Source organism: Streptomyces sp. CBMA156 (assembly GCF_014596515.1).
Classification (GTDB): Bacteria; Actinomycetota; Actinomycetes; order Streptomycetales; family Streptomycetaceae; genus Kitasatospora.
This window is the reverse complement of the sequence record NZ_MSJQ01000313.1, coordinates 1-10,058: the sequence shown is the minus strand read 5'-3', so window position 1 is coordinate 10,058 and position 10,058 is coordinate 1. Positions and strand designations below refer to the sequence as shown.

Genomic DNA, 10,058 nt, shown 5'->3' with positions numbered 1-10,058 from the left:
CCCGGCGGGGCGGGCAGCGGCAGCGCCGCCCGGTCCAGCTTGCCCGCCCGGGTGCGCGGCAGCTCGGACACCGGGACGACGGCGTCCGGCACCGAGCGGCCCTGGAGCCGGCTCCGCAGGTACTGGGAGAGCGACCAGCCGTCCGCCCCGTCCGCGCCGGGATCGGTCACCGCGTAGCCGACCAGCTGCCGTTTGCCCTCCCGCGGCTCGACCTCGACCACGACCGCCTCGCGGACCGCCGGGTGGCCGCGCAGCACGCCCTCGGCCAGGACCGCCGCCCGGACCCTGCTCGCCACCGAGGCCGCCGGCCGGGAGCCGAGCGGCCCGACCACCGTCGCCACCCGGGCGGCGAACTCCAGCTCGCCGTCGGGCCGCAGCCGCCCGAGGTCGCCGGTGCGCAGCACCCGTCCGTCCGGGTCGAAGTCGGCCCGAACGAAGCGCCGGGCGGTGTCCGCGGGCCGGTTCAGGTAGCCGCGGGCCAGGCCGGCGCCGCCGATCGCGATCTCACCGAGCCGTCCGGGCGGCAGCGGCCTGCCGTCGGCCCCCAGCACGTACACCCGGGTGCCGGGGAAGGGGCGGCCGACCAGCGAGACCTTCTCGGCGCCCCCGGTGACGCCCGGGTCCCCAGCCTCGTACCAGGTGCTGTCCACGGTGGCCTCGGCCAGGCCGTAGACGTTCAGCACCCTGGTCCGCTCGCCGAGCAGGCGCTTGAGGGCCACCTGTTCGTCCAGGTACCACTTCTCGGCGCCGACGGTGAGCAGCCGCACCCCGGGCAGGGCGCCGCCGTCGGTGCCGCTCGTGCCGCCGCCGGCGCTCAGCAGGGCGGTCAGCCGGCGCGCGGTGCGGACGTTCAGCTCCAGGACGGTGATCCGCTCGGCGGCGATCAGGGCGGGCAGCGCGCCGAGGTCGGCCTTGCGGTCCAGGGTGAGGTTGAACGGGGTGACGACCAGGGTGGCGCCGCTGCCCAGCGCGCGGACCCAGTCGGCGGTGAAGACGTCGAACTCCAGGCTCGCGGTCTGCAGGATCCGGTCCTCGTCGGTGAGCCCGTACACCGCGTGCCAGCCCCGGTAGGCGGCCAGCAGGTTGCGGTGCTCGATCAGCGCGCCGGTGGCCCGGCCGGTGGAGCCCGCGGTGTAGAAGACGCAGGCGAGGTCGGCCGGGGAGACCTCGGGCGGCTCGAACGGGGTCTCGGCGGGGGAGTGGGCGTCGACGCAGACCAACGGCGCCGGGCCGGCGTCGCCCAGCCGGGCCCGGTGGCGCTGCTCGGTCACCACCAGGTCCGGTGCGGCGTCCGCCAGCACGTGCCGCAGCAGTGCGTCCGGCGCGCTCGGCTCCAGCGGCACGAACGCCGCACCCGCCTTCAGCACGGCCAGCAGCGCCACGTACACCTCGGTGCCGCGGCCCAGTGCGACCGCTGCCCGGCCGCCCGGGGCCAGGCCCCGCTCCGCCAGCACGGCGGCCAGCCGCCCGGCCCTGGAGTCCAGCTCCCCGTACGTCAGCTCCCGGTCGCCGCAGCGCACGGCCACCGCCTCCGGCGCCCTGCGGGCCTGCCGCTCGACCAGTGCGTGCAGGGTGCCGGCCCGCTCCTCGGTCATCCTCGTCTCCCCCTCGTCACCGCTTCCCCCGGATCCCGGGGATTCCCCCGGATTCCCCTCGGAGGCACGATCCTCCCCCCAACTCCCGCCGGGCAACAGGGTTCTGGCGCGTCCAGCCCTCGGACAGCCGGGCCCGCCCCGGGCCGACGGTTGTACTCTGCACGCGGACGGACGGCGCCGGCCCGTCCGGTGCGGCGCCCTGCCCGCGCCCTGCCCCCGCCGCCGCGATCGGAGCCCCGCCATGAACTCGTCCGCCCCCGACTTCGACGGGCCGCTGCTGCGCACCCGGGACGTGGACGTCGTGCGCGACGGCCGGCACCTGCTGCGCGGGATCACCCTGGAGATCAGGCCCGGCGAGCACTGGGCGCTGCTCGGCCCCAACGGCGCGGGCAAGTCGACGCTGCTCGCGCTGCTCGGCGCGGTCTCCCACCCCACCCGGGGCGAGGTGCACGTGCTCGGCCGCCGGCTCGGCCGGGTGGACATCCGCGAGCTGCGCGCCCACCTCGGGCACGTCAACCCGCGACACCCGTTGCGCTCGCCGCTGACCGTGCGCGAGGTGGTGCTCACCGGGCACACCAACACCATCGAGCCGGAGTTCCACCGCAAGCCCGACCCGGAGGCGGTGGAGCGGGCCGAGCAGCTGATCGAGACGCTCGGCATGGGCGCGATGGCCGGGGCCGCGTGGACCACCCTGTCCCAGGGCGAGCGCGGCCGGGCCCTGATCGCCAGGGCGCTGATGCCCAGCCCGCGGCTGCTGCTGCTCGACGAGCCCGCCACCGGGCTCGACCTGACCGCCCGCGAACTGCTACTGGACAGCCTGGACCTGCTGCGCCACCAGCACCCTGAGCTGGCCAGCGTGCTGGTCACCCACCACCTGGAGGAGCTGCCGGAGAGCACCACCCACGCCCTGCTGCTGCGCGGCGGCGAGTGCGTGGCGGCCGGCCCGGTGGACGCGGTGATGACCACGGAGCTGATCAGCGAGACCTTCGGCCACCCGATCAGGATCAGCCGGCACGAGGGCCGCTGGACGGCCCGGGCCGCCGACCGCCGGACGCCCGGCAGGTAAGGCCCCCGTCCGGCGAGGGGAGGTTACGCCCCCCCTTGCCGGGCATGGTGAACCGCATGCGGGGAAGGCAACGGAAAGGTAATGGTTCTGGGGGTGGGTATGGACGTCAATTCGTCCGTACGTAAGGTATGCCTTAGCTAAAAATGGTCTGCTGGTCCCCGGCCGGCCGCCCTGCCCAGGCACTCCCATGCCCTTTTCCGTTGGAGCCCGCATGTCCGCCCGTCGCCGTTCCACCGCAGCCGCGCTGCTCACCCTCGCCGTGGCGACCGCAACGCTGGCCGGCTGCTCGGCCAAGAAGGACGACAAGGCCGCCGCCGACGCGGTCAAGGTGAACGCCACCGACACCGCCTGCGAGGTCTCCAAGACCAGCTTCCCGGCCGGTCACGTCGTGCTGGACATCAGCAACAAGGGCTCCAAGACCACCGAGGTCTACGTCTACGGCGACGGCGACAAGATCATCACCGAGCGCGAGAACATCGGCCCCGGCACCAAGGCCAGCATCAACGCCGAGATCAAGGCCGGCTCGTACGAGGTCGCCTGCAAGCCCGGCATGGTCGGCGACGGCATCCGCCAGAAGATCACGGTCACCGGCGCGGGCGGCAGCGCCGCGGCCGCCGACCCGCGGCTGACCGCCGCCGTCGACGCCTACCGCACGTACGCCCAGGAGCAGGCCGACGCCACCATCCCGGCCGTCGAGGCGTTCGCCGCCGCGATCAAGGCCGGCGACGTGGAGAAGGCCAAGTCGCTGTACGCGCCCTCGCGCACCGGCTGGGAGCGCACCGAGCCGGTCGCCGAGAGCTTCGGTGACGTCGACCCGAAGACCGACACCCGCGAGGACAAGCTGGAGCAGGGCCAGGAGTGGACCGGCTGGCACAAGCTGGAGAAGTCGCTCTGGGCCGACGCGAAGATCGGCGACGACGAGAAGAAGCTCGCCGACCAGCTGGTCGCCGACCTCAAGGACTGGCAGAAGAAGATCCCCGAGGCCGAGATCACCGCGACCAGCATGGCCAACGGCGCCAAGGAGCTGCTGGACGAGGTCGCCACCAACAAGATCACCGGTGAGGAGGACCGCTACAGCCACACCGACCTGGCCGACTTCCAGGCCAACGTCGAGGGTGCGCAGAAGGCCTACGAGCTGCTGAAGCCGGTCGCCTCCGAGAAGGACCCGGAGCTGGCCAGGACGCTCGACTCCGAGTTCGCCGCCATCAACGCGCTGCTGGCCAAGTACAAGCAGGCCGACGGCACCTTCACCTCCTACGACAAGGTCACCGAGGCCGAGCGCAAGACCTTCTCCGACGCGGTCAACTCGCTGGGCGAGCCGCTGTCGAAGCTGGCCGCCGCCGTGGTCGTCAAGTAAGGCGCCCCAAGCACCACCCTCCACACCCCACCGACGCCGTGGCGGCCCGCGATCCGGGCGCCACGGCCGTCGTGGGTCAGCGCAGAGAAGTCCGGCACGAGCGCAGCGGCGCAGTCCGGCACAGCAGAAGGGCCCGCCCACCGATGGACACGGGGAACGAGCAGCAGAACGGGACGCCGGCCGCCACCGACGCCACCACGACCAGGAGCACGGTCAGCCGGCGCGCCGTCATCGGCTGGGCCGGCGCGGGCGTCGCGCTCGGCGCCGCCGCCGTCGGCTCGGTCGCCGCGGCCACCCGGCAGGACGACGCCGTCCCGGCCGCCGCCCAGGTCGGCGCCGAGGTGCCGTTCTACGGTGAGCACCAGGCGGGCGTCTCCACGCCCGTCCAGGACCGGCTGCACTTCGCCGCCTTCGACGTCTCCGAGAAGGCCACCAGGGAGTCCCTGGTCAAGCTGCTCAAGGAGTGGACCAAGGCGGCCGCCGCGATGACCGGCGGCCGCGAGGTCGGCACCGGTGCCGTGCCCGGCTCGGCGGAGGCGCCGCCGGACGACACCGGCGAGGCCCTCGGCCTGCCCGCCTCCCGGCTCACCCTGACCATCGGTTTCGGCCCGAGCCTGTTCGAGAAGTCCGGCCCGGACGGAACCACGGTCGACCGCTTCGGCCTCCAGTCCAAGCGCCCCGAGGCCCTGATCGACCTGCCGAACTTCAAGGGCGACAAGCTCGACCCCGCCCGCAGCGGCGGCGACCTCTGCGTCCAGGCCTGCGCCGACGACCCGCAGGTCGCCGTGCACGCGATCCGCAACCTGGCCCGGATCGGCATGGGCACCGTCAACATCCGCTGGTCGCAGCTCGGTTTCGGCAAGACCTCCTCGACCACCCCGGACCAGCAGACCCCGCGCAACCTGATGGGCTTCAAGGACGGCACCCACAACATCGCGGGCACCGACACCGGGAAGCTGTCCGACCACGTCTGGGCCGCCCCCGGCGACGGCCCGGAGTGGATGACCGGCGGCTCCTACCTGGTCGCCCGGCGGATCCGGATGCACATCGAGACCTGGGACCGCGCCTCGCTCAAGGACCAGGAGGACACCTTCGGCCGTACCAAGGGCGAGGGCGCCCCGTACGGCAAGGTCAAGGAGCACGACGACCCCGACCTCAAGGCGATGCCCGCGGACTCGCACGTCGCGCTCGCCCACCCGGACGCCAACAGCGGCCTGATGATCCTGCGCCGCGGCTTCTCCTTCACCGACGGCACCGACGGCCTCGGCCGCCTGGACGCGGGGCTGTTCTTCCTCGCCTACCAGCGCGACACCCGCAAGGCCTTCGTCCCGCTCCAGCAGAAGCTCGCGGCGAGCGACAAGCTCAACGAGTACATCCAGCACGTCGGTTCCGCGCACTTCGCCTGCCCGGCGGGCGTGCGCAAGCCGGGGGAGTGGTGGGGCCAGGCCCTCTTCGGCTGACCCCTCTCCCTCCCCCCGTACCACCTCTCGACCCCCACCCAGGAGCCCGCGTGTTCGGCAACTACCTGATCGGCCTGCGCGAAGGCCTCGAAGCCAGCCTGGTCGTCTGCATCCTGATCGCCTACCTGGTCAAGACCGGCCGCAAGGACAAGCTGCCGCCGGTGTGGATCGGCGTCGCCTCGGCCGTGGGACTTTCCATGGTCTTCGGCGCGGTCCTCCAGTTCGGCTCCTCGCAGCTCACCTTCGAGGCCCAGGAGGCGCTCGGCGGCACGCTGTCGATCATCTCGGTCGGTCTGGTGACCTGGATGGTCTTCTGGATGCGGCGTACCGCCCGGCACCTGAAGACCGAGCTGCACGGCAAGCTGGACGCGGCGATCGCGATGGGCACCACCGCGCTGGTGGTCACCGCCTTCCTGGCCGTCGGCCGCGAGGGCCTGGAGACCGCGCTGTTCATCTGGACGGCCGTGCAGGCCACCGAGGACGGCTGGAACCCGCTGGTCGGCGCCGCGCTCGGCCTGCTCACCTCGGTGGTGCTCGGCTGGCTGTTCTACCGGGGCGCGCTGAAGATCAACCTGGCCAAGTTCTTCACCTGGACCGGCGCGATGCTGGTCGTGGTCGCGGCCGGCGTCCTCGCCTACGGCGTGCACGACCTCCAGGAGGCCGGCTGGCTGCCCGGTCTGCACACCCTGGCCTTCGACATCTCCAGCACCATCCCCAAGGACAGCTGGTACGGCACCCTGCTGAAGGGCGTGTTCAACTTCCAGCCGGACCCGACGGTGCTCCAGATCGTGGTCTGGCTGCTCTACCTGGTGCCCACGCTGGCCGTGTTCTTCAACCTCATCGGCGGGGGCCGGGCCAAGCCCGCCCAGCCGGTGGCCGCCAAGCCGGCCGCCTGACCCGGCGGTTCGTCACCGCCCGCGGTCCGACAGCGCACCGCCCCGCCCCGCCCGGCACCCGCCGGGCGGGGCGGTTTCGTATGAATGAGGCCGTCTTGGCGGGAAACCGGACAGGAAGGTACGGAAAGCGGTCACCTCGGGCGAACACGTGCCCCAGTGGAACCGTTCTGCCACGATCTTCGTACCAGGAGTGACAGCTCCTTGCCCTCGACCGACCCACCCATGGGGGGACCATGACCGTTCGCAGGCCCGCCGGATTAGCCGCAGCCGCCCTCGCCGCCCTCGCCGCGACCGTACTGCTGACCGGGTGCGACGACGTGAAGTACACCGACGACAAGCCGGGGGACCCGAAGGCGAACGCGACCGGGGCCGGCGTCCCCGCCGACCCGATGGCCGGCCAGGCGGCCGGATCGCGCTGCAAGGGCGACGAGATCAGCGCCACCGTGCAGGTCAGGGGCGCGGGCTCGGCGATGGTGACGATCAGGAACACGAGCGGCCGCAACTGCACCCTCTACGGGTACCCGGGCTTCGGCGGCCTGCGCGCCGACAACAGCGCGGACCCGCTGGCGGCCGGCCGCGAGACGCACCCGGGGCCGCCGGTGCTGGTGACCCTGAAGCCCGGCAAGTCCGGCTACGCGGGCCTCAGGTGGAGCGCCTGCGAGAAGTCGGACACCGGCTGCCACGTGCTCACCGGCCTCCAGGTCACCGCGCCGGACGAGACCGCGCCGGTCACCGCCGAGGTGCTCGGCACCGACGGCAAGCCGGTCGGCGAGCTGCTGGTCTCCGCCGCGGGGCTGACCACCGGCACCCTGCAGCCGAACGGCGAGAAGGTGCTGTTCGGCTGACGCCGCCCGGCCCGTGACGTGCCGGAGCCCCCGGGGCGGTTCCTGCGAACCGCCCCGGGGGCTCCGTGTTCCGTACTCCCGGACCGCTACTGGCTCTTGATCGAGTCCAGGATGTCCAGCTTCGCCGCCCGGTGGGCCGGCCAGAGCGCGGCCAGCAGACCGATCACGGCGGCCGCGAGCAGGAAGGAGACGATCTGCACCGGCGGGACGACGGTGCTGATGCCCTTGAGGCTGTCCGCCAGCGTGCGCACGCCCGCCCAGGCGACCAGGATGCCGAGGCCGACACCCACCAGCCCGCCGAACAGTGCGATCAGCAGCGACTCCAGCCGGATCATCCGGCGGATGCCGAGCCGGTCCAGGCCGATCGCCCGCAGCATGCCGATCTCCCGGCGGCGCTCGAACACCGACATCGCCATGGTGTTGACCACGCCGAGCACCGCGATGACCACGGACATGCCGAGCAGGCCGTACATCATGTTCAGGATCCCGGTGATCATCTGGCGGCTCTCCGCCTTGATCTCCTTCTCGCCCTTGACCGCGATCAGCGGGTTGCCGCCGGTCGCGTCGCGCAGCGCCTGCTTCAGCTTCTCGGTCGCGCCGTCGGCACCCTTGACCAGGACCTTGTCCAGACCGGAGCCGGGCAGCGCGTGCGGGCCGACGACGGCCTCGGGGGCGATGAGCGCGGCCAGCGCGCTGTTGGCCTCCAGGATGCCGCCGACGGTCAGCGAGCCCTTGGCGCCGTCCGGGTAGGTGACGGCGAGGGTGTCGCCGACCTTGTAGCCGGCCTTCTCGGCACGGCCCGAACTGACCAGCAGCTTGCCCTGCTTGAGGGCGTCCGCGGAGCCCTCCTTGATCTTGATGGTGGCCAGCTGGTCGATGGTCGCGGCGTCCACCGCGGTCAGCCACTCGCTGTCCTCCCGGTCCTGGCCGATGTCGACCGGGACGCCGCGCTCCGCACTGATCGCGGTGACGCCGGGCGCCTTGGCGAGCTGGGCGGCGACCTCGGGGGAGAGCGACGAGAAGTTCTGCATCGCGACCGTGTAGTCGGCCTTGAGGTCGGTCGCGGTGGCCTTGTCCACGGCCTGGTTGACGGAGGCGCCGATCACCGTCAGCGAGGTGATCAGGGTGACGCCGATGGTCAGCGCCGAGGCGGTGGCGGCGGTGCGGCGCGGGTTGCGGACCGCGTTCTCCTGGGCCAGCTTGCCCGGGGTGCCGTACACGGCCCGCAGCAGCGGGGCGAGCAGCGCGATCAGCGGCTTGGACAGCAGCGGGGTCAGCACGAACACGCCGATCAGCAGCGAACCGGCGCCGAGGCCGACCAGCTTGACCTCCTTGCCGCCCACACCGGCCGCCAGCGCGGCGGCGCCGGCCAGCGAGAACAGCAGGCCGATGGTGTTGCGGACCACCAGGCCCTTGTGGGTGGCGGGCTGCTCGGCCGAGCTCATCGCCGCGACCGGGGCGATCCGGGAGGCGCGGCGGGCGGGCAGCCAGGCGGCCAGGACGGTCACCAGGACGCCGACCGCGATCGCGGCGATCACGGTGCCAGGGGCGACGATCAGCGGGCCGTCCGGCAGGTTGGCGTCCATCGGGCCGTTGAGCAGGGCCTTGAGCCCGACGGCGATCCCGATGCCGGCCAGCAGACCGGACACCGACGCGGTCAGGCCGATCAGCAGCGCCTCGATCAGTACCGAGCGGGTGATCTGGCGGCGGGTGGCGCCGACGGCGCGCAGCAGGGCCAGCTCCTTCGTCCGCTGGGCGACCAGCATGGTGAAGGTATTGGCGATGATGAAGATGCCGACGAACAGCGCGATGCCCGCGAAGGCCAGCAGGAAGGTGCTCAGGAACTTGGTGCCCTGCTTGATCATCCGGTCCTGCTCGTCGGCGAGCTCGCGGCCGGTCTTCGCCTCGATCGTGTCGCCCTGCGGGACGGTCTGCTTGACGGCGGCGAGCAGCGCGGCGTCGTCGGTGCCCGGCTTGGCCCTGACGTCCAGTTCGGCGAAGCGCCCCGGGGTGAGGTAGAGCTGCTGGGCGGTGGCGGTGTCGAAGGCGGCCAGCGAGCCGCCGGCCATCACGCGCGGGTCGTTGGTGCGCACGGTGCCGGTGAGCTTGAGCTGCATCACCGGGCCGTTGACCGCGACCCGGACGGTGTCGCCGACCTTGTAACCGCCCTTGTCGGCGGTCTTGGCGTCCAGCGCGATCTCGGTGGCGTCCTTCGGGCCGCGGCCCTCGACCAGCGGGTAGCGCGGGTCGGTGCCGTCGGCGCCCGGCACGAAGTTGGTGCCGGTGGTGGAGAAGCCGTTGCCGATCAGCGCGCCCTTCTTGTCGGCGATGCCGGCGAAGCCGCTGACCACGCCGCGGACCTCGGCGGTGCCCGGCAGTGCGGAGACCTTCTGCCTGGTCTCCTCGGTGAGGGTCGGGCCGTTGCCGGCTTGGCCGCGGTGGCCACCGAAGGCGCTGCCGGCGGCCTCCTGGTCGCTGACCGTGACGGCGATGTCGGAGTAGCTCTTGGAGTTCTGGGTCCTGAGCGCGTTGCCGACGGTGTCGGAGAAGACCAGGGTGCCGGCCACGAAGGCGGTGCCGAGCATGACGGCCAGTACCGTCATCAGCAGTCGGCCCTTGTGGGCGAGCACATTGCGCAGTGCGGTGCGGAACATGGGGAGGTGTCAGTCCTGGGAGTACTCGGGGACGGGTGGCGTTTCGGGGCAGGGACTCAGCTGGTGCGGCCCTTGGCGTCGAAGCGGCGCATGCGGTCCAGGACGGTGTCGGCGGTGGGGTGGTGGAGTTCGTCGACGATGCGGCCGTCGGCGAGGAAGACGACGCGGTCGGCGTAGGAGGCGGC

7 protein-coding genes and 1 pseudogene are annotated in these 10,058 nt (G+C 72.6%); 5 read left to right on the top strand and 3 right to left on the bottom strand.

The features are described from left to right. The coding region (locus tag BU198_RS27095; RefSeq protein WP_188299503.1) for an amino acid adenylation domain-containing protein at positions 1-1,595 on the bottom strand (1,595 nt) is incomplete at its 3' end. A 241-nt stretch (positions 1,596-1,836) separates the two neighbouring features. Between BU198_RS27095 and BU198_RS27090 the strand changes: the two genes are divergently transcribed. From BU198_RS27090 to BU198_RS27070, 5 genes are all read left to right on the top strand, one after another. Next, complete coding sequence (locus BU198_RS27090; RefSeq protein ID WP_188299502.1) at positions 1,837-2,661, top strand: ABC transporter ATP-binding protein; 825 nt, start codon at positions 1,837-1,839, stop codon at positions 2,659-2,661. Positions 2,662-2,872: 211 nt separating this feature from the next. Next, positions 2,873-4,018, top strand: coding sequence for an iron uptake system protein EfeO (efeO, locus tag BU198_RS27085; RefSeq protein WP_188299501.1), 1,146 nt, complete (start codon positions 2,873-2,875; stop codon positions 4,016-4,018). Between the two features lie 143 nt (positions 4,019-4,161). Beyond that, positions 4,162-5,478 carry an iron uptake transporter deferrochelatase/peroxidase subunit gene (gene efeB / locus BU198_RS27080; RefSeq protein ID WP_188299500.1) on the top strand — a complete coding sequence of 439 codons (1,317 nt, stop codon included), beginning with the start codon at positions 4,162-4,164 and terminating at the stop codon, positions 5,476-5,478. A 50-nt stretch (positions 5,479-5,528) separates the two neighbouring features. Continuing rightward, positions 5,529-6,374, top strand: coding sequence for an iron uptake transporter permease EfeU (gene efeU / locus BU198_RS27075; protein ID WP_188299499.1), 846 nt, complete (start codon positions 5,529-5,531; stop codon positions 6,372-6,374). Between the two features lie 233 nt (positions 6,375-6,607). Further along, positions 6,608-7,219: a DUF4232 domain-containing protein gene (locus BU198_RS27070; RefSeq protein WP_188299498.1), complete on the top strand. Its 612-nt coding sequence runs from the start codon at positions 6,608-6,610 to the stop codon at positions 7,217-7,219. Between the two features lie 86 nt (positions 7,220-7,305). Here the strand turns inward: BU198_RS27070 and BU198_RS27065 are convergent, their stop codons facing one another. After that, positions 7,306-9,873, bottom strand: coding sequence for an ABC transporter permease (locus tag BU198_RS27065; protein ID WP_188299497.1), 2,568 nt, complete (start codon positions 9,871-9,873; stop codon positions 7,306-7,308). A gap of 56 nt (positions 9,874-9,929) precedes the next feature. Beyond that, a pseudogene (locus tag BU198_RS27060) lies at positions 9,930-10,058 on the bottom strand (ABC transporter ATP-binding protein); the annotation flags it as partial.

What these genes read in the sequence shown, in the direction of transcription:
- BU198_RS27090 (WP_188299502.1), top strand. Translation starts at nt 1,837, where the DNA reads ATGAACTCGTCCGCCCCCGACTTCGACGGGCCGCTGCTGCGCACCCGG.
- efeO (WP_188299501.1), top strand. Translation starts at nt 2,873, where the DNA reads ATGTCCGCCCGTCGCCGTTCCACCGCAGCCGCGCTGCTCACCCTCGCC.
- efeB (WP_188299500.1), top strand. Translation starts at nt 4,162, where the DNA reads ATGGACACGGGGAACGAGCAGCAGAACGGGACGCCGGCCGCCACCGAC.
- BU198_RS27070 (WP_188299498.1), top strand. Translation starts at nt 6,608, where the DNA reads ATGACCGTTCGCAGGCCCGCCGGATTAGCCGCAGCCGCCCTCGCCGCC.
- BU198_RS27065 (WP_188299497.1), bottom strand. Translation starts at nt 9,873, where the DNA reads ATGTTCCGCACCGCACTGCGCAATGTGCTCGCCCACAAGGGCCGACTG.